This is a genomic window from Streptomyces griseofuscus (assembly GCF_014673495.1).
GTDB classification, from domain to species: Bacteria; Actinomycetota; Actinomycetes; order Streptomycetales; family Streptomycetaceae; genus Streptomyces; species Streptomyces murinus.
On record NZ_CP051006.1, the window covers coordinates 4308505 to 4325384 of the forward strand.

Genomic DNA, 16880 nt, shown 5'->3' on the forward strand with positions numbered 1-16880 from the left:
GGACCGACGGAGAGGGCTGGTAGGTAGCTATGGAAGAGCCGCGTCGCCTCGGCGGCCGGTACGAGCTGGGCCACGTGCTCGGCCGTGGTGGCATGGCGGAGGTCCACCTCGCGCATGACACCCGGCTCGGCCGCACGGTGGCGGTGAAGACGCTGCGCGTCGACCTCGCGCGCGACCCGTCCTTCCAGGCCCGGTTCCGCCGGGAGGCCCAGTCGGCCGCCTCGCTCAACCATCCCGCGATCGTCGCGGTCTACGACACGGGTGAGGACTACATCGACGGGGTCTCCATCCCGTACATCGTGATGGAGTACGTCGACGGTTCCACCCTGCGTGAGCTGCTGCACTCCGGCCGCAAGCTGCTGCCGGAGCGCGCCATGGAGATGACCATCGGCATCCTCCAGGGCCTGGAGTACGCCCATCGCAACGGCATCGTCCACCGCGACATCAAGCCGGCCAACGTCATGCTGACCCGGGGCGGTCAGGTCAAGGTCATGGACTTCGGCATCGCCCGTGCGATGGGCGACTCCGGCATGACGATGACGCAGACCGCGGCGGTCATCGGCACGGCCCAGTACCTCTCCCCCGAGCAGGCCAAGGGCGAGCAGGTCGACGCCCGCTCCGACCTGTACTCCACGGGCTGCCTCCTCTACGAGCTGCTGACCGTACGGCCGCCCTTCGTCGGCGACTCCCCGGTGGCCGTGGCCTACCAGCACGTCCGCGAGGAGCCGCAGGCACCCTCGGTCTTCGACCCCGAGATCACCCCCGAGATGGACGCGATCGTCCTCAAGGCGCTGGTCAAGGACCCGAACTACCGCTACCAGTCGGCCGACGAGATGCGGGCCGACATCGAGGCGTGCCTGGACGGCCAGCCGGTCGGCGCCACCGCCGCGATGGGCGCGGTCGGTTACGCCGGCTACGGCGACGACCAGGCGACCACCGCGCTGCGCCCGGAGTCGCCCGCGGCCGCCACGGCCATGCTCCCGCCGATGAACGGGGACGACGGCGGCTTCGGCTACGACGACCGCCCCGACCGGCGCCGCCAGCAGCCGAAGAAGTCGAACACCTCCACGATCCTGCTGATCGTCGCCGGTGTCCTGGTGCTGATCGGCGCCATCCTGATCGGCAAGTACGCGTTCAGCGGGCACGGCGTGAACGACAAGCCCTCGGTGCCCAACTTCGTCGGCCTGTCCGAGAAGGACGCCCGCGAGACCGCCTCGAACGTCGATCTGAAGGTCACCGTCTCCGGCCGCAAGGCCTGCGAGGACCAGCCCAAGGGCTTGGTGTGCTCGCAGGATCCGGCGAAGGGCATGAAGGTCGACAAGAACACCACCGTCGGCCTGGTGATCTCCACGGGCGCCCCCAAGGTGACCGTGCCGGACGTCCGCGGCATCCAGTTCGACCAGGCGCAGACCCAGCTCAAGGAGAAGGGCTTCACCAACGTCGAGCGCAAGGACGTGGTGTCGACCCAGCCTCCGGGCGTGGTCACCGCGCAGGACCCGCCGGGCGGCAGCAGCCGGCAGAAGGGCACCACGATCACCCTCACCGTCGCCAAGGCGGAGGAGAAGGTGACCATCCCGGGCGATGTCATCGGCAAGTCCTGTGACGACGCAAAGGCCGAGCTCCAGGGCATGGGCCTGGTGCCGACCTGCAACGACCAGCCGACCGACAACCCGGACGACAACGGCAAGGTCCTGTCGATCAACCCGCCGGCCGGCCAGCAGGTCGCCAAGAACACGCCGATCGCGGTCAACGTGGGCAAGGCGCAGAGCGGCCAGGTCCAGGTCCCGGGCATCCAGGGCAAGAAGCTCGGCCAGGTGAAGCAGATGCTCGCCCAGGCGGGTCTGTCGCTGGGCAACGTCACGGGCGCGAACGACGACAACGCGCTGGTCATCAGCTCGAACCCGGCCCCCGGCACCCCGGTCAACCAGGGCCAGGCCATCGACGTGACCACCGTCGGCGGGCCGAACCCCGGCAACAACGGTGGTGACAACGGCGGCCCCAACATCTTCGGCGGTGTCGACGGCTGACACGGTCGTACGAACGAGTGGGCCCCTGCCGGACTCTCCCGGCAGGGGCCCACTCGCGTTCCCGGGGAACCTCAGCGCAGTTCCGGCGGGGGCGTCCGCTTGCTGTCGACCTTCTGCACCCGGACCAGTTCGCCCCACACGATGTAGCGGTAGCGGGAGGTGTAGACGGGGGTGCAGGTGGTCAGCGTGATGTAGTGGCCGGGCTTCTTCCAGCCCGACTCCTTGGGGACCGCGTCGACGACACCGACGTCGTACTTCGAGGTCTCCGGGAGGATCGAGGAGACCTTGTAGACGTACCAGTCGTCCCGGGTCTCGAAGACGATCGGGTCGCCCTTGTGGAGCTTGTCGATGTTGTGGAACTTCGCGCCGTGGCCGTCGCGGTGGGCGGCCAGGGTGAAGTTCCCCTTCTCGCCGGTCATCGGGAGCATCGCCTTGACCGGGTCGGTGTAGTAGCCGGCGACACCGTTGTTGAGGACGTCGGTGCTGGTGCCCTTCTCGACCAGGACCGAGCCGTTCTTCATCGCGGGCACGCGCAGGAAGCCGATGCCGTCCTTGGTGTCCAGCGCGCCGGGCCCCTGGTCCGTGCCCTGCGCCCAGTGCTCGCGCACCTTCTCGGCCTGCTTGTCGGCCTTGCGGTCCGCCAGCACGTTCGTCCACCAGAGCGAGTAGACGACGAAGAGACCGAGCAACAGGCCCACGGTGATGAGCAGTTCCCCGAAGACGCTGACGGCCCCGGCGATCCTGCCCGGACGCCGGCGCCGCTCGGCGGACTCCGGCTCGGGCGCGTCCGTGTGTTCTTCGGTCTCGTCGGCGGTCGCTGCCACAGTGGTTCCTAGCCCTTACTCGATGAGCGCGTCCGGCTTGCCCTTGCTGCGGGGGCGTACCTCGACCATCTTGCCCCAGACGATCAGCCGGTACTTGCTGGTGAACTCCGGTGTACAGGTGGTCAGGGTGATGTAGCGGCCGGGCCCGGTGAAGCCCGAGCCCCTCGGGACCGGGTCCAGCACGCTGGTGTTGGACGGCGAGGTGACCGGGAGTGTCGACGTCACCTTGTAGACGTAGTACGTGTCCTGGGTCTCGACCACCACGGGGTCGCCGGGGGTGAGCTTGTTGATGTAACGGAACGGCTCGCCGTGGGTGTTGCGGTGCGCCGCGAGCCCGAAGTTACCGGTCTTGGCGTCCGGCATCGCGGTCTTCAGCGGCGCCTCGCCGTAGTGCCCGACCATGCCCTTGTCGAGGACCCTGGTGGTGCTGACGCCCTCCGCGATCGGCGCCACCACGTCCAGCTTGGGGATGTGCAGGATGGCGAAGCCCTGTCCGGGCGCGAAGACCCCCGGGTTGCGCTTGCCGTTCGCCCAGGCGTCCTGGAGCTGGTGGGCCTCGCTGCCGGCCTGGGCGTGCGCGCGGACGTTGGTCCACCACAGCTGGTAGGTGACGAACAGCAGCATCAGCACACCGGTGGTGATGAACACCTCGCCGATCGCCCGGCTCGCGATCACCCCGGGTCCCGGCTTGGCCAGCCGCGCCCGCCGCCGGGCCTCCACCCGGGTCAGCGGACGGTCCGGATCGTCCTCCGCCCAGGTGGGGGAGGGCTTCGCCGCGGGCGCGCCGGCGGACACACCGGGGGCCGCGGCCGAGACCACCGGGGCCCCCTGGCCGCCACGGCGCCCGCCGCGCCGCTTGGCCGCCTTTCTGCGGGCCGCACGTCCACCGGGAGCAGGTCCAGGATCAGAGGGGGCCGCTGGGGCCCCAGAGGCCCCTGTGGGCCCCGCCGACGCGGGATCGGCGACCCGCAGGGCCATCGTCTCCGCGTCGAAGGGAGCTTCGTAGGGCGCACCGCCGTGGGACTCGTACGGTTCCCCGCCGCCGTACAAGTCCTCGCGCTCGGGGCGCAGGGCGGTCACGCCGTGGCCCTGCCCACCACCGGGGCGAGCCCCGCCGACCTCGCCACGGCACCCTGGTCGCCGCACTCCGCCAGCCAGTTGGCCAGCATCCGGTGGCCGTGCTCGGTCAGCACCGACTCCGGGTGGAACTGCACGCCTTCGACGGGCAGTTCACGGTGGCGCAGGCCCATGATGATGCCGTCGTGCGTACGGGCCGTGATCTCCAGCTCGGCCGGGACCGTCGCCGGCTCGGCGGCCAGGGAGTGATAGCGGGTGGCGATGAAGGGGGAGGGCAGCCCGGCGAAGACGCCCTTGCCATCGTGCTCGACCGGGGAGGTCTTGCCGTGCAGCAGCTCGGGCGCCCGGTCGACCACGCCGCCGTACGCCACCTGCATCGACTGCATGCCCAGGCACACGCCGAAGACCGGCACCCCGGTGGCCGCGCAGTGGCGGACCATCTCCACGCAGACGCCGGCCTGCTCGGGGGTGCCGGGGCCGGGCGAGAGCAGGACGCCGTCGAAGCCTCCCCCGCGCACGTGCGCGGTCGACACCTCGTCATTGCGCAGCACCTCGCACTCGGCACCCAGCTGATACAGGTACTGGACGAGGTTGAAGACGAAGCTGTCGTAGTTGTCCACGACGAGAATGCGCGCACTCACTGGTTGTCCACCGTCACATCGTTGAAGGGCAGCAGTGGCTCGGCCCACGGGAAGACGTACTGGAACAGGACGTAGACCACCGCCAGGGCCAGCACGACGGAGACCAGCAACTTCACCCATACGTTTCCCGGCAGATGCCGCCAGAACCAGCCGTACATGCCGTCCTTGCCGTCCCTTCCGTGTCCCTACGGCACCAGACACACGCCGTACGTCACCAGACTAGCGGCGCAGCGCGTCCGGTTCGCCTGACTCCACAGGCTGGGTGGAGTCCAGATGCGCCCAGACGATCAGCCGGTGACTGTGGCCCCATTCGGGATCGCACGTGGTCAGCGTCAGATAGCGGCCCGGACGCGAGTAACCGGACTTCCGTGGCACAGGGTCGATGACTCCGATGTCGGTCGGGACGGTTTTGTAGGGCCCTTTGTCGATCCGATACGTGAACCAGGTGGTTCCGTCGGTGAGCACCACCGCGTCACCGGGCCGCAGCCTGGGGAAGTCCTTGAGCGGATCGCCGTAGGTGCGCCGGTGCCCGGCCACCGCGAAATTGCCCACCTGGCCGAGCCCGGCGGTGCCGCCGTAGTGCGCGAGTCCCTTCGCGAGCACATCCCGGCCGGTGCCTTCGAGGACGGGCTTGTTCCACGTGAAACCGAGCCGGGGGATGTACATGATCGCGAAGGGCTTGCCGTAGTGGTACGGCGCCGGGGGCGGGTGCGCGGCGGCGGGGTCCGCCGGGGCCGTGGTGGTCGTCGCGGCCGGCACGCTGCCCGTGGACCACTGCTTGTGCAGCTGGTCGATCTGGTCGTTCATGGCGCCGTCGGCCCGTACGCCGGTCCAGAAGAGGACGTAGGCGACGAAGAGCACGATCAGGGTGCCCACGGTGACGCACAGCTCGCTGAGGGTCCTCACGATCAGGCGCACGGCGGCTCCTGGGCGGGCGGCTACTGCACGGGCTTCGCGTAGTGCAGGTCCACTGTGCCGGAGTAACCCGGAAGAGTCACCGTGCCGTCGTCGGTGACTTTCCAGCCGAGGCCGTAGACGTTGACGTACACCATGTAGGTCTGGATCGCCTTGCTGTCCGCGAGCGACTGCTGGAGCCGCCCGGGGTCCCCGATCGCCGTGATCTTGTACGGCGGTGAGTAGACGCGGCCCTGGAGGATCAGCGTGTTGCCGACGCAGCGGACCGCGCTGGTGGAGATCAGCCGCTGGTCCATGACCTTGATGCCCTTGGCGCCGCCCTGCCACAGGGCGTTCACCACGGCCTGGAGGTCCTGCTGGTGGATGACCAGGTAGTCGGGCTGCGGCGGGGGATAGCCGGGGAGCTTGGCGGTGGCGTTGGGCGGGGCGTCGTTCAGGGTGACGGTGACGGCCTTGCCGGTGAGCTTCTGGGTGCCCGCGCTCTTCTCCAGGCCGGTCAGCCGCCGGTCCTGCGCCTTGCTGCTGCCGCCGTCGCTCTTCGCCAGGGACTCCACGCCGTCGCGCAGGGAGGCGTTGGACTCGTCCAGGCCCTTGTTCTTGCGGCTGCGCTGCTGGATCAGGTCGGACAGCTTCAGCAGGGAGCCGTCCTGGCGGATGTCGGTGCCCTTGGCCGTGTCGAAGCTGGTGAAGAAGATCAGGCCCGCGAGCGCGAAGACGGCCGCGGTGAGCATCCGCACCGGGCGCACCCGCGGCCCGCGACGAGGGCCGGAACCCATTGCTCCCGTACCGGGGGAGTCGGCAGAATTGCTCAACGTACCCTTGCTCTCCTTCGGCGCCACGGAAGCACTACGCTAACGGACGCCCGGGGGAGCACACAGAAGTCGTCATGTTGGCCACTTGTACGCTGCCCGAGCCCGACCAGTTAACTGCGCGGCCACGCAGCGCATCGACAGGAGAGACCCTCGTGCCGAAGTCACGTATCCGCAAGAAGGCCGACTTCACGCCGCCGCCGGCGAAGCAGGCCGCGGCGATCAAGCTGAACAACCACGGCTGGGTCGCCCCTGTCATGCTGGCCATGTTCGTCATCGGTCTGGCCTGGATCGTCGTCTTCTATGTGACCGACGGCTCGCTGCCCATCGACGCGCTGGACAACTGGAACATCGTGGTCGGCTTCGGCTTCATCGCCGCCGGTTTTGGTGTCTCCACGCAGTGGAAGTAGCCCGGCTCCGCTGAGTTATCCACAGGCCCGAGGATTTCCACAGCACCCTGGGGAAAAGACTACGATCTGTGGATAACTCATCGAGCGTTGACGCCGGTACGACTGCCGTACCGGTTGTCACACACCCGTTCGCACCCATGGCGACCTGCGAAAACGCATCCGAGCAGTAACAGGCGCACCTGAGACCCTACGGTGTGCACAAGATCCGACACCCGCTGTGGACAACGGTTCGGTATCAGGTGAGCTGGCCCGTCCTGACCAGGGTGAGAACGGCCACCGCCACGAGCACCAGGGCACAGGTGCCGTACTGGATGAGCGCCCGGTTGCGGCGCGGGGCGTGCACCATCGCGTAGCCGGTGACGACACCTGCCACCAGGCCGCCGACGTGCGCCTGCCAGGCGATGTTGAAGCCCGGGGTGAAGGTGATGATCAGGTTGATCACCAGCAGGGCGAACAGCGGCCGCATGTCGTAGTTGAGCCGCCGCATCAGCACACCGGTGGCGCCGAAGAGGCCGAAGATCGCTCCGGAGGCGCCGAGCGAGGGCGCGTTCGGGGCGGCGAGCAGATAGGTGAGCGCGCTGCCCGCGAGGCCCGAGACGGCGTACAGGGCGAGATAGCGGGCGCGGCCGAGCGCCGCCTCCAGGGGACCGCCGATCCACCACAGGCTGAGCATGTTGAACAGCAGATGCGTGAACCCGGCATGCAGGAACATCGCGGTCAGCAGGCGGTAGTACTGCCCCTGGGCGATGCCCTGCACCCCCGGGATCAGGGGCGTGTACGCCTGCCCGATCACCTCGAAGCGCTGGGTGAAACTCTCGCCGACGGCCAGCTGCACCAGGAACAGGGCGATGTTGATCCCGATGAGCACCTTGGTGAGCAGCCGGGGGTCCGCCGTGATGGGGCCGCCGGCCACGGTGCGCGGGCGGGCCGCGGCCATGGTTCGTCCGGCGCCACCGCCGCCCGGTGTGTGCTGGTGGGCGGGACCGCCGCCGTGGACGCACTCGGGGCACTGGAAACCGACGGAGGCGCTGACCATGCACTCGGGGCAGATGGGGCGCTCACAGCGGGTGCAGCGCACCCCGGTCTCACGGTCCGGGTGCCGGTAGCACACGGGCACGCTCCGGGCGCCCGGCGCGCTGCTTGCGACGTGGTCCATGATCCCCTCGCTCCTCTGGCACTCCCCCGGCACATACCCCGCCCCGCCCATCCTTACGGACGAGCGGGGCGTTTGGTTCCCGGTGGGGCGTTCCGTCAGCCCTCGCGGCTCTCGATGACGACCGACTCGATCACGACGTCCTGGGCCGGACGGTCGTTACGACCGGTCTTCACGGCCGCGATCTCGTCCACGACCTTCTGGCCGGCGGGGTTGGTGACCTCGCCGAAGATGGTGTGCTTGCCGGTCAGCCAGGTGGTCGGCGCGACGGTGATGAAGAACTGCGAGCCGTTGGTGCCCGGGCCGGCGTTGGCCATGGCCAGCAGGTAGGGCTTGTTGAAGGACAGGTCGGGGTGGAACTCGTCCCCGAACTTGTAGCCCGGACCGCCGATGCCGGTGCCCAGCGGGTCACCGCCCTGGATCATGAAGCCGCTGATGACACGGTGGAAGACCGTGCCGTCGTACAGCGGGTCGTTGCTCTTCTTGCCGGTCGCCGGGTGGGTCCACTCGCGCTCGCCCTTGGCCAGCTCGACAAAGTTCTTGACCGTCTGCGGCGCGTGGTTCGGGAACAGCCGGACCTCGATGTCGCCGTGGTTGGTCTTCAGGGTGGCGTAAAGCTGCTCGGCCACGATCTGCCTTCCGTCGTCTTCTGTCGTCTTCCTGCGACCTCTGATCCTCGCATGTGTGGGCGCTCGGGGTGCCAGTCGGCCAACCGAAGGAGCGCGCGGCACCCATATGCCCGTCCGCGCATGCCGCAAGGACCGTTGGCAGGCATGATCCGTAAAAGGGTGGAAAGTCGAATTCCGTACGCCACCGAGGAGGAGGAAACCCGTGACCCGCATTGACAGCGTGCGCGCCGCGACCGGCTCGGCGAAGGACAGCGTGCTGCACGCCGCGGAAGTGGTGGCGCCCTACGCCGACACGGCCAAGGAGCGTGCCGCGTTCTACGCACAGGAGGCACGCGTACGGCTCGCGCCCGTGGTGTCAGGGGCCGCAGAGCAGGCCCGCACGCAGTACAACGCCCAGCTCGCCCCGCGTCTGGAACAGGCCCGGCGCACCTATGTCCCGCCGAAGGTCGACCACGCCGCGCAGGAGGCGGCCTGCCGCACCCGCAAGGCCGCCCGGCAGGCGGCCGAGTACTCGCGCCCCCGGATCGAGCAGGCGGTGGCCGCCGCCGGACCGGTGGCGGACGAGGCCGCGGCCCGGGGCGCCGCCGCGCTGGTCGCGCTGCGCGGCCAGGTCTCCGCGCGGGACATCCAGAAGCTCGCCCGGCGCAACGCGCGCAGGTGCCGGGCCGGACGCGCCGCGAAGATGGTGGCGCTGGCTGCCCTGGTGGCGGGCGGCGCCTTCGCGGCATGGAAGTGGTGGGAGCGCCAGGCCAACCCCGAGTGGCTGGTCGAGCCGCCGGCCGCGACGGAAGTCCCCGAGTCGGGCGGTCTCGGCTCGGTGGACGGCAGCGGCGGCGAGGAGCAGCCCTGAGCATTCACCCAAGAACGGGCTCCTTCCGATGGAAGGAGCCCGTTTCACAGTGAAACGTACTTGGACTCACCCTGGGTCTTACCGGGCGCGCTCGATGTGCGACCTGGTCAGGGCGAACAGGATCAGCAGATCCAGGGCCATGACGGGGATCGCCCACGCCGGGTAGTACGGCACGAACATGAACTGGGTGATCAGGCTGATGCCCGCCGCCACCACACCGAGCCCGCGGCCCCAGCTCATGCCCGCGAGCAGACCGAAGCCCGCGACGACGAGCACGATGCCGATGACGAGGTGGATGATGCCCCAGGACGTCAGACCGAAGCTGTAGGCGTACCCCGTGGACGTGACGAACAGCCCGTCGTTCGCGATGCCCGCCGCACCCATGAGGATGCTGAGCGGCCCGCTGAGCATCAGCATGATCCCGGCGGCCAGGGAAGCGCTGTCGACCGTATGACCACCACCGGGTTCCCTGGGCCCGTGCCGCGTCTTGTCGGATGCCACTGTCATGGGCGTCGCCTTCCTGTGCGGCACGACCGACGACAGCGGCCGTGCGAAGCCAGCCACGCTCTTCCTGACAGGATCACCGCAATCCCCCGGACCTGCGACCGCAGCCCGCCCCATCGACCGCCGGGCAGCACAAAGAGCCCCTCTGACCTGCGTCTGCGCAGATCAGAGGGGCTCTTTTGACTGTGGAGCCTAGGGGAGTCGAACCCCTGACATCCGCCATGCAAAGACGGCGCTCTACCAACTGAGCTAAGGCCCCGGGAAAGGGACGGCGTCCGGAGGGGGTTTCCCGGCCGGTGCCGGGGACCAGAGTACCGGGTCACCCCCCGTATCCCGCAAAAAGATTGGGGGTCCCCGCAGATGACCACGCTCCGTAAGATGCTCAACCGTGGTTCGCTACAGCGAACCGCGGTTTTCAGGGGAAGCGATGGGGAGACGCAATGGACGCCGCACAGCAGGAAGCCACCGCAAGAGCGAGAGAGCTTCAGCGGAACTGGTACGGGGAGCCGCTGGGGGCGCTCTTCCGTAAGCTGATCGACGATCTCGGGCTCAACCAGGCCCGTCTCGCGGCGGTTCTGGGGCTGTCCGCTCCGATGCTCTCGCAGCTGATGAGCGGCCAGCGCGCCAAGATCGGCAATCCCGCGGTGGTCCAGCGAGTGCAGCTGCTCCAGGATCTGGCGGCACAGGTGGCGGACGGCAGTGTCAGCGCGGCCGAGGCGACCGAGCGGATGGACGAGATCAAGAAGTCCCAGGGGGGCTCGGTGCTGAGCAACACCACGCACACGACGAACGGTTCGGGCGCGCCCACCGTCAAGCGGGTCGTCCGCGAGATCCAGTCGCTGCTGCGCTCGGTGGCCGCCGCGAGCGACATCATCGACGCGGCGGACGCGCTCGCCCCGACCCAGCCCGAACTCGCCGAGTTCCTGCGGGTCTACGGTGCCGGCCGCACCTCCGACGCGGTCGCGCACTACCAGTCCCACCAGAACTGAGCGCCCGCCCGGCGCAGGGGGAAGCCGGGAGGGGCGGGGGCCCGAGGGGGAGGAGCTGCGGCAGTCATGGGTGAGATGTTCAACGGCCGGTACGAACTGGCCGACCCGATCGGGCGCGGCGGCGCGGGCGACGTCTGGCGCGTCTGGGACCACCGGCGGGGGCGCTATGTGGCCGCCAAGGTGCTCCAGCAGCGCGACGCCCACTCCCTCCTGCGCTTCGTGCGCGAACAGGCCCTGCGCATCGACCATCCCCATGTGCTCGCCCCGGCCAGCTGGGCCGCCGACGACGACCAGGTGCTGTTCACCATGGACCTGGTCGCGGGCGGCTCCCTCGTCCGCCTGGTCAACGACTACGGCCCCCTGCCTGCGGCGTTCGTCTGCGTCCTGCTCGACCAGTTGCTGTCCGGGCTGGCCGCGGTGCACGCGGAGGGGGTCGTGCACCGGGACATCAAGCCCGCCAACATCCTTCTGGAGGCGACCGGTACGGGCAGGCCCCGGCTGCGGCTCGGGGACTTCGGCATCGCCATGCGCTTCGGTGAACCGCGTCTGACCGAGACCAACCTCGTGGTGGGCACGCCCGGTTATCTCGCCCCGGAACAACTGGCGGGCGCCGACCCGGACTTCACCGCCGATCTGTTCGCGGTGGGACTCGTCGCCGTATATCTGCTCAAGGGCGCCAAACCCGACGCCAAGGAACTCGTGCGGTACTTCACCGAGCACGGCACCCCGGGCGCGCCCAAGGGCATTCCCGGGCCGCTGTGGGAGGTCGTCGCCACCCTGCTCCAGCCCGATCCGGGGGCGCGGTACCGCTCCGCCACGGGGGCCCGCAAGTCGCTCGCTCCGGTCATCGAACTCCTGCCGGAGCCGACCCTGGACGACGAGCCGATCGAGATCTTCGACCAACTACCACCCCTGCCCCCGGGTTTCGGGCCGAGCGGTCCGCTGAAGCGCTCACCGAGGTCCCTCGCCGCCCCGCAGCCGGACGCCGGCACCGGCTCCTCGTCGGACACGGGCACCGGCTCCCTGTCGGACACCGGAAGCTTCCGGCTCCCGCCCCCGGCCGCCGGCCCCACACCGCCCCCACCGGCCGTACCGCCTCCCCCCTCCGAGCCCCCCACTCCCACGCCGTCCTACGGCTCCTGGACCCCATCGCCCGCGCACCCCGGGCACCAGGCGCACCCCGCGCCCCCGCATCCCGGCGACAGCATCACCGCCGCTTACACGACCCCGGCGCCCCAAACCCCGCACGTCCCCCCGGTTTCCCCGCCCGTCACCCCCCGCACCCCGGCCACGCACGGCCGCCGTGCCCGGCGCCGTCCCGGCCCCCCGGCCAAGGCCGTCGTGCCGATCCTGCTGCTGGCGCTGGCCTGCTACGCCGTGGGTTTCTGGGCGCTGACCCGCGTCTGAGCCCGCCGGACCGCCAGCGTCCAGCCGCCGAGCACCAGCAGCAGCGCGGTCCCCAGCCCGATCCCGCCGGCCGCGACGGCCTTCATCGCCGGTGAGCCGGTGCCTCCGGCGCCCCCGGCGCCGCCGCCCCCGATCGGCGGCGCCGCCTCGTCCTGGGCCGTCGGCGTGAAGACGCCGTCCGGCTCCGGGCGCCCGGCGTACCCCGGCCCGGCGTGCGCCCGGCCGTCCACCCGGACCCGCAGGGTCACCTCGTACGGCCCCGGCCCGAACGTCTCGGTCAGCCGGTCGCTGAGGTGCAGCACCAGGTAGTAGTCCCCGGCGAAGCGCAGGGCGCTGACGGCGGCTGGGGCGGCGTAGCGGTTGGCGTACTCGACGGGCGGCAGCGGTGCGAGGGCGACCTGCTTGCGGACACCGGTGTAGCCGAGGGAGACATCGTCGGCGAGGCCCCGGACGGGGTCGTAGAGGGAGAGGTCGAGGGCGCCGCCGATGTACCCGTGCCCCGCCGCGCCGCCCAGTTCGGCGGTGGCCTGCAACCGGCGGCCCCAGTCGAGCGGCACCTTGTAGAACACGGTCCGGCCGGGCACGAGAGCGGTCCGCCAGACCCCAGGGCCCAGCGCCCGGGCCGCCGTGAACCCCGCCCCGCCGGCGCGCTCGCGGGTCTCGCCGGTGATCGGCTCGGGCGAGGCGGAGTCCCAGGTCTGGGGGGCACCGGTGGGGCCGGGGGAGGTGAGCCGGGGTTCCATGACGGGTGCCAGCTCCAGGTCCCAGGGCGCGGACGTGCCCCCGGTGTCGAGACGTTCGACCAGCACGGAGTACGTCCCCGCGCCCCGGCACAGTGCCCGGCCCGCCTCTCGTTTGCCGAGGGCGGTGACCGGACGCGGGCTGAGTCCGGCGCCGAAGCGGGCGGTGGCGAAGGAGCAGGCCGTGCCGTGCGCGTCCCGGACGGTGACCCGGATGCCGTCGGTGGAGGTGACATCGGTGTGCGCGGGCGGCACGGCGGTGACCGGGACGTAGGCGGTGGCCGTGGCGTCGGCGAGGTCGAGGCGGTAGGTGAGCCGGCCGTGCGCGGGCAGCGAGCCGCGATAGACACGACCGGGGTCCAGGCGGGGGGCACCCGCGGCGGAGGCCGTGCCCTCAATGGTTTGGGCGCCGGGGGCGAAGGCGTAGGCCCCGGGGCCGGTGGCGGCCGGCGCGGCGGCGGCCGGGAGCAGTCCCGTACCGCACAGCCCCAGTGCCAGGAGCACGGCGGCCGGGCGCCCGCCGCCCCGTATCCGTGCCCCGCGTCCGTGTTCCCACGCCCCGCGCCTGCGCCGCCGCACGTGCACCCCCTATGACGTCACGTCCTCGCGGCCCATCCTGCCCCGGCGGCCGCTGCGCCATCAGGGCATTGCGCGGGACCGTCCGAAAGACCCCGCCCCCGGACGCCCGCCGCGGCCACGCGTACCCCACCCCGCGGGGCCCCGCAACCCAAAGCAAAGGCCCCGGTCGCTTGATGCGACCGGGGCCTGCTGAAATTCTGGAATCGGACTCACGAACCCGTGGGCACGGAGTCAGTCGCCTCCGTCCACAGGTCCTGCTCGGCGCGATCCGCCTGAATCTGGCGGTACACGAGGAGCCCGCCGATGGCGGCCAGTGCGACCAGGAGCAGCTTCTTCACCGCGCGACCTCGTCTTTCCTTGACGTAGGGGACCTCTGGCGCCCGACTATACACACCGGCCGATATCGATCGGTGACCTACGTCCGGCCTCAACTCCGGTCCCTGCCAGCGCAATAGCCCAGGTCGGACGCCGTTCCGGTCGGAGGGTGATCACACCTCCACGGACGGTCACTTTGCTCCCCCTTCGCGCATGCTGACCGGGATTTAGGGGTTTTCCGACCTTCTTACGGCCATCCGAGTGGTGTTCATCAGAACATCGCCGCGCCACGGGCGTCGGTCCACCACTTCGCGATCCACATACACATCATGAGGAAAGTACGCAAATCGCCCAACCCGAAAGTGAGGGGCCATGGACCGGAACAAGGTCATGAAGCTGTGGACTGCCATCGTCACCGCCTTTCTCGCGCTGTGCACGACGCTCGGACTCGTGAGCGCCGCCACCGCCCCCGCGGCCGCCGCGCCGCGCACCGAGAGCCCCCGCACCGAGACCGCGCAACGCACGGTCCCGGCGATCCCGGCACCACGGCATTGGTCCTGGTCCTCCACCAAGGCCCTGCCCCCCACGATGAAACAGCGGATCAGGGCCGAGGCCCACGGGAAATCCCCCAGCTGCCGGCACCGAGCCCTCGACGACAGCGAGCTGACATCGGACGGCCACGAGACACAGAAGGCCCGCGAGGCGCAAGAGACGGAACGGACGCGGGAGACAGAGGCCAGAGAGCCCTCCGCATCGCTCGACTGCTGAACCGGCCCTCCTCTCCCCCTCGGTACCGCGACGTCTCGACAACTCGGCGACTTGCGTACGCACGGTCGACACGGAAGGACCCCCGGCCACGGCCGGGGGTCACGCGCGCGTTCCTCCAGGGGCCCGAACCACCCCGGGCGCGGCCTGAGACGATGGCCACGACATCCCGGAGAGGTCTTTGAGAGGTGGTGAGTGCTGCCGTGACCCGGCACACCACCGTTGTCACCGTCGTCACCGCCGTGCACGCCCCCTCGGCCCGGTTCCTGCCGGATGCCTGGGCATCCCTGTGCGAGCAGGAGCTGCCCGGCGGCGCGCGCTGGGAGTGGGTGATCCAGGAGGACGGCACGACGGACGAGGTCCGCCCCTACGTCCCCGAGGATCCGCGCGTCGTCTTCCACCAGGGCAGACCCGGTGGCCCGGGGGTCGCCCGCACGATCGCGCTGGCACACGCGCGGGGCGCGTATGTGAAGGTCCTGGACGCCGACGACCGGCTCACCCCGGGCGCGCTCGCCCGCGATCTCGCCGTGCTCCAGGCACGTCCCGACCTCGGCTGGACGACCTGCCGGGTCCTGGACCTGCTGCCCGACGGCTCCACGGCCGGTTTCCCCGGCGACCCGGACGAGGGCCCGCTGGAACGCGGCGCCGTGCTGCGGCACTGGCAGGCGAACGACTTCCGGCCCCCGGTCCATCCGGCGACCCTGTGTGTGCGCCGGGAGCTGCTGACCGCGCTGGGCGGCTGGATGGCGCTGCCCGCCTCCGAGGACACGGGGCTGCTGCTGGCGCTGGACGCGGTGAGCCGCGGCTGGTTCTCGGCCCAGGCCGGGCTGCTCTACCGCAAGTGGGAGGGCCAGGTCACCGGCCAGTCCTCGCACACCGACCCCGCGGAGCGCACGGCCCGCGCGGCGGTCGCGGAGGCCAGGGCACGCGCACTGGCCGACCTCGGCTGGACCTATCCGGCGCCGTGAACGCCGTACGCCTGCGGACGCACCCCTACTCCCCGAGCACGATCGCCTGCGAGGGGCACCGTTCGGCCGCCTCCCGGACCCCCGGTTCCTCGGCGGCGTCCTCCTTGCCGGGCAGCACCACGCCGTAGCCGTCCTCGAAGGCGAACACGGCCGGGGCCCGGAACGCGCACTCCGCGGAGCCGTAACACGCGGCGCGGTCGACGGTGACCTTCATACGTCCTCCAGCCCTCCCTGGGCACTTCGAGTTCCAGGACGTCACTGCCCGGCCGGGCGGGCGCTCAACCGGCCGCTGACGTACCGGCCGCGGCCACGAGCCAGTGGGCGACCCGGCGGACCGTGGGCTCGTCCAGCCGGCCAGCCAGCGTCCGCACGGCCGCACCGTCCTCGGGAGCGAGGTCGTACAGCCCCGCCCTGCCCAGGGCGGCGGTGAGCACCTGGTGGCGACGGTTCGTCATGCGCTCGGCCAGCTTGTCCGGTTCGGATGTTCCAGACGGTTCACCCGGCTCAGCCGAGTCGCCCCGTTCATCCCGTACGACCGGCCGCTCGGCGGCGGCCTTCTCCTCCGGGGTGCCGTACAGCCGCCAGTCGCCGCCCCCGGGCCCCCACAGTGCGAGCGTCAGCTCGGCGCCGCGGGCCCGCACGGTCCGGGTCATCTCGCCGACGGCGTACAGCACGGGCGCCCGGTACGGGGACTGCGCGGCCGGGACCCAGGAGTCCCGGGCGGCTTCGTGGACCATCGCGACCCAGCGCGGGGCGCCGGACGGAGGCGGGCACGGGGAAGGCTCGGGCATGGCACACACCCCTTCGGGAAGAGCCGGTGCCCGCGACCGTAACTGACGGTCCGTCAGATGGCCAGGTGTGTCGCGACGGAAAAGTCCCCCTGCCGCCGGCACCGGTCCCTCCCCTCGTGGGGACCGGTGCCGGGCGGTGCGGGACGTCGATCCGCGCCTCGTCGGCGTGATGGAGCGGATCGAAGCATGAAAGGCGATGAAGAGGTGAGGAGTGGCGAGGAGCGAGGAAGGTCGTGGGGGGAAGTGGGGGGTGGGGGCAGGTCGGCCGGGTACGGGGCGGATCAGGTGTCGGATCGCCGACCGCTCGCGGCTTCCGATGGAAGTCGACCGAAAATGTGCAACGCCATGAGGTGTCTCTCCGAGCGCCGGGCCGTTGGCCTGTCCGGACGGTGTGTGACGGTTCCGCTACCGGGGTTGCGATCCTGCCATTTGTCGCCGCCGGGGAGGAGATCCCCGTCTCCGGAGCGGGGCTTATCCGCAGGTCAGC

General features: G+C 70.7%; 20 protein-coding genes and 1 tRNA gene. 7 read left to right on the plus strand and 14 right to left on the minus strand.

From position 1 onward, the window contains the following. The first annotated feature begins 29 nt into the window (after nt 1-29). Nucleotides 30-2027 carry a Stk1 family PASTA domain-containing Ser/Thr kinase gene (pknB, locus tag HEP81_RS19130; protein ID WP_037650320.1) on the plus strand — a complete coding sequence of 666 codons (1998 nt, stop codon included), beginning with the start codon at nt 30-32 and terminating at the stop codon, nt 2025-2027. Between the two features lie 71 nt (nt 2028-2098). Here pknB and HEP81_RS19135 read toward each other — a convergent pair whose 3' ends face one another. From HEP81_RS19135 to HEP81_RS19160, 6 genes are all read right to left on the minus strand, one after another. Beyond that, entirely contained in the window at nt 2099-2851 is a 753-nt protein-coding gene (locus tag HEP81_RS19135; protein ID WP_037650324.1) for a class E sortase, read from the minus strand. Nucleotides 2852-2866: 15 nt separating this feature from the next. Continuing rightward, nucleotides 2867-3931 carry a class E sortase gene (locus tag HEP81_RS19140; protein WP_375139839.1) on the minus strand — a complete coding sequence of 355 codons (1065 nt, stop codon included), beginning with the start codon at nt 3929-3931 and terminating at the stop codon, nt 2867-2869. After that, nucleotides 3928-4569 carry an aminodeoxychorismate/anthranilate synthase component II gene (locus HEP81_RS19145; protein WP_037650328.1) on the minus strand — a complete coding sequence of 214 codons (642 nt, stop codon included), beginning with the start codon at nt 4567-4569 and terminating at the stop codon, nt 3928-3930. The genes HEP81_RS19140 and HEP81_RS19145 overlap by 4 nt, the downstream gene beginning before the upstream one ends. Beyond that, entirely contained in the window at nt 4566-4727 is a 162-nt protein-coding gene (locus tag HEP81_RS19150; protein WP_037650331.1) for a hypothetical protein, read from the minus strand. Before HEP81_RS19150 ends, HEP81_RS19145 begins: the two co-directional genes overlap by 4 nt. 61 nt (nt 4728-4788) lie before the next feature. Further along, complete coding sequence (locus tag HEP81_RS19155; RefSeq protein ID WP_037650333.1) at nt 4789-5487, minus strand: class E sortase; 699 nt, start codon at nt 5485-5487, stop codon at nt 4789-4791. A gap of 20 nt (nt 5488-5507) precedes the next feature. After that, on the minus strand, nt 5508-6296 hold the full coding sequence (locus HEP81_RS19160; protein ID WP_037650335.1) for a DUF881 domain-containing protein: 789 nt from the start codon (nt 6294-6296) through the stop codon (nt 5508-5510). A 152-nt stretch (nt 6297-6448) separates the two neighbouring features. Here HEP81_RS19160 and crgA point away from each other — a divergent pair, with 152 nt between their 5' ends. Continuing rightward, nucleotides 6449-6703, plus strand: a complete 255-nt coding sequence (gene crgA / locus HEP81_RS19165; protein WP_037650339.1) for a cell division protein CrgA — start codon at nt 6449-6451, stop codon at nt 6701-6703. Nucleotides 6704-6938: 235 nt separating this feature from the next. On the opposite strand, the gene HEP81_RS19170 is transcribed toward crgA, so the two are convergent. After that, complete coding sequence (locus tag HEP81_RS19170) at nt 6939-7859, minus strand: rhomboid family intramembrane serine protease (RefSeq protein WP_037650343.1); 921 nt, start codon at nt 7857-7859, stop codon at nt 6939-6941. A gap of 95 nt (nt 7860-7954) precedes the next feature. Continuing rightward, nucleotides 7955-8485, minus strand: a complete 531-nt coding sequence (locus tag HEP81_RS19175; protein WP_037650345.1) for a peptidylprolyl isomerase — start codon at nt 8483-8485, stop codon at nt 7955-7957. Nucleotides 8486-8687: 202 nt separating this feature from the next. Here HEP81_RS19175 and HEP81_RS19180 point away from each other — a divergent pair, with 202 nt between their 5' ends. Next, nucleotides 8688-9335: a DUF5324 family protein gene (locus HEP81_RS19180; protein WP_051849809.1), complete on the plus strand. Its 648-nt coding sequence runs from the start codon at nt 8688-8690 to the stop codon at nt 9333-9335. Between the two features lie 78 nt (nt 9336-9413). Here the strand turns inward: HEP81_RS19180 and HEP81_RS19185 are convergent, their stop codons facing one another. Both HEP81_RS19185 and HEP81_RS19190 read right to left on the minus strand, forming a co-directional pair. Then, nucleotides 9414-9842 (minus strand): DUF7144 family membrane protein, encoded by a 429-nt coding sequence (locus tag HEP81_RS19185; RefSeq protein WP_243279486.1) that lies wholly within the window; start codon nt 9840-9842, stop codon nt 9414-9416. Nucleotides 9843-10025: 183 nt separating this feature from the next. Next, nucleotides 10026-10098 (minus strand) — tRNA-Ala (locus HEP81_RS19190). A gap of 181 nt (nt 10099-10279) precedes the next feature. Here HEP81_RS19190 and HEP81_RS19195 point away from each other — a divergent pair. Both HEP81_RS19195 and HEP81_RS19200 read left to right on the plus strand, forming a co-directional pair. After that, the gene (locus HEP81_RS19195; protein ID WP_037650348.1) at nt 10280-10828 is read left to right on the plus strand and encodes a helix-turn-helix domain-containing protein; all 549 of its coding nucleotides are present in this window, start codon (nt 10280-10282) and stop codon (nt 10826-10828) included. 66 nt (nt 10829-10894) lie between these two features. Then, entirely contained in the window at nt 10895-12235 is a 1341-nt protein-coding gene (locus HEP81_RS19200; protein WP_037650352.1) for a serine/threonine-protein kinase, read from the plus strand. Here HEP81_RS19200 and HEP81_RS19205 read toward each other — a convergent pair. Next, on the minus strand, nt 12199-13479 hold the full coding sequence (locus HEP81_RS19205) for a hypothetical protein (RefSeq protein WP_051849811.1): 1281 nt from the start codon (nt 13477-13479) through the stop codon (nt 12199-12201). The two genes, HEP81_RS19200 and HEP81_RS19205, sit on opposite strands and share 37 nt — an antisense overlap. Nucleotides 13480-13763: 284 nt before the next feature. After that, nucleotides 13764-13892 (minus strand): DLW-39 family protein, encoded by a 129-nt coding sequence (locus tag HEP81_RS41545; RefSeq protein ID WP_003999697.1) that lies wholly within the window; start codon nt 13890-13892, stop codon nt 13764-13766. A 349-nt stretch (nt 13893-14241) separates the two neighbouring features. Between HEP81_RS41545 and HEP81_RS19215 the strand changes: the two genes are divergently transcribed. Next, on the plus strand, nt 14242-14637 hold the full coding sequence (locus tag HEP81_RS19215; RefSeq protein WP_037650356.1) for a DUF6344 domain-containing protein: 396 nt from the start codon (nt 14242-14244) through the stop codon (nt 14635-14637). A gap of 188 nt (nt 14638-14825) precedes the next feature. Continuing rightward, the gene (locus HEP81_RS19220) at nt 14826-15602 is read left to right on the plus strand and encodes a glycosyltransferase family 2 protein (RefSeq protein ID WP_051849834.1); all 777 of its coding nucleotides are present in this window, start codon (nt 14826-14828) and stop codon (nt 15600-15602) included. Nucleotides 15603-15627: 25 nt separating this feature from the next. On the opposite strand, the gene HEP81_RS19225 is transcribed toward HEP81_RS19220, so the two are convergent. Both HEP81_RS19225 and HEP81_RS19230 read right to left on the minus strand, forming a co-directional pair. Continuing rightward, a complete protein-coding gene (locus tag HEP81_RS19225; RefSeq protein WP_037650358.1) occupies nt 15628-15816 on the minus strand; it encodes a ferredoxin in 189 nt (62 codons plus the stop codon). 64 nt (nt 15817-15880) lie between these two features. After that, on the minus strand, nt 15881-16393 hold the full coding sequence (locus HEP81_RS19230; protein ID WP_037650362.1) for a hypothetical protein: 513 nt from the start codon (nt 16391-16393) through the stop codon (nt 15881-15883). Nucleotides 16394-16880: the final 487 nt, after the last annotated feature.